Raw genomic sequence first — 1,717 nt, 5'->3', positions numbered from 1 at the left:
GGGATGCCTACGCCGCGGGCGGGAACGGCGGGGGCTTCGGCCTCCTCGGCGGCAACGGCGGCGACGCTTTCGGGATATTGCCCTCCGAGGGAGGCGGAGGCGCGGGCGGTGGGTACCCGTACGGTTGGTCGTGGACGTGCGGCCCCGTGCCCTAACGTGCTTCGTCGCCGGCCCCCGGCGCAAGCGGCGCGTCCTCGTCGGGCTCGACGTGGACGACGACCTCCTTCGCGCCGAGCTCCCGCTCAAGGGCGCGCTCCACGGCCTCCGTGACGGCGTGCGCCTCGTCGAGGTCGCGCGGCTCGACGACGAGGTGCATCTGGATGAACGCCTCCTGCGGGTGGCCGCGGCTCTTGATGTCGTGGACGCTCGCGACGCCGGGCACGGCGCGCACGATCTCGGCGATACGCTCCGCCTCGAACGGCGCGCGGTCCGTGAGCACGGGCGCGACTTCGCGGAAGACGCCGAAGCCCGTCCACGCGATGAAGCCCGCGACACCCAGGCTCACGATCGCGTCGGCCGCGCCGAAGCCGGCCGCGGCGAGGGCGAGCGAGCCGAGGACGCCGACCGTGACGAAGACGTCCGAGAACGTGTGCATCGCGTCGGCCTTGAGGAGCTGGCTTTGCAACCGCTCGCCCGCGCGGCGCTCGTACGCCGCGACGGCGAGGTTCACGACGAGGGTGCCGGCGGCGACCGCGAATGTGACCGCGGTGGGCTCGACGAGCGTCTCGCCCGCGACGAGCCGGCGGATCGCCTCGCGCGCGACCTCGAAGGCGGTCACGAAGAGGAGGCCCGAGAGGACGAAGGCGGCGAGCGTCTCGAACTTGCGGTGCCCGTACGGGTGGTCGCGGTCCGCGGGCCGGGTGGCGTAATGGATGACCACGAGCGCGACGACGTTCGACCCGGCGTCGACGCCGCTCGCGAGCGCGTCGCCCACGAGCGCGAGCGACCCGGATTCGAGTCCGGCCCACGCCTTCGCGAGCGCGACGAGGAGGTTCAGCGCGAGGACGGCGACGAGGATGCGCGTCACCGCCCGCTTGTACGCGCCCATCGCGACGGCACCGTCCGCGCGCGCGAAAAGCGTTCGCTTTCGCGACGCGGCGCGGGCCGCGCCGACCGGCGGGTTTAAGGGCGGTTCCGGGCATCTGCGCGCACCCGATGGACCCCAAGCTCCGTCTCGTTCTCGACTACGTCCCGTGCGACCAGTGCCTGGAGACGCCGTCCGCGGACCAGGAGATCCTCTGCTCCGTCTGCCGCCGGCTCCATCGCGAGGTCGCCGTGAAGGTGACGGAGCGCCGCGAGGTCGTGATCGAGCGACCCGCCGCGCACGCCCCCGTCGCCGTCACCGTGCCCGCGGCCGCCGCGGCGCCGACGCTTGCGCCCGAAGCGCCGCCGCGCCCGGTGGACGAGGCGCCCGCGCCCGTTTCGCACGTTGAGATCGTGATCGGCGCGCGCGAGGCCGGCGAGCGCGTTCCGGGCGGCCCCACGACGGAGGTCGTGCTCGAGGACCTCGAGCCCGCGGCGGACGCGCCCGCCCCCGTTCCCGCCGAGGCTGCGATGGTCGCGACCGCCCCGGATTCGCCTTTCGCGGAGGCCGACTTCGAGGCATCCTTCACCTACGTTCCGCTCCCGCGCTCCGCGCTTCCCCCTCCGCCGCCCCCGGCCGCGGACCCGGAGCCCGCGGCCGAGGCCGCGCCCGCGGAGGCGTACACGATCGAGC

General features: G+C 74.5%; 2 protein-coding genes. One reads left to right on the top strand and one right to left on the bottom strand.

Annotated elements, in window-relative coordinates; translation table 11 throughout:
- Positions 1-151: 151 nt before the first annotated feature.
- Positions 152-1,048 (bottom strand): cation diffusion facilitator family transporter, encoded by an 897-nt coding sequence (locus VM889_10110; protein ID HVL48899.1) that lies wholly within the window; start codon positions 1,046-1,048, stop codon positions 152-154.
- Positions 1,049-1,155: 107 nt separating this feature from the next.
- Between VM889_10110 and VM889_10105 the strand changes: the two genes are divergently transcribed.
- Positions 1,156-1,717, top strand: a 562-nt coding sequence (locus tag VM889_10105; protein HVL48898.1) for a hypothetical protein, incomplete at its 3' end; no start/stop codon positions are given.

It is taken from the genome of Candidatus Thermoplasmatota archaeon, assembly GCA_035540375.1.
Taxonomy (GTDB): Archaea; Thermoplasmatota; SW-10-69-26; order JACQPN01; family JAJPHT01; genus DATLGO01.
Note: the sequence above shows the minus strand (reverse complement) of the source record. Positions and strands in the feature narration are given on the sequence as shown.

What these genes read in the sequence shown, in the direction of transcription:
- VM889_10110 (HVL48899.1), bottom strand. Translation starts at nt 1,048, where the DNA reads ATGGGCGCGTACAAGCGGGCGGTGACGCGCATCCTCGTCGCCGTCCTC.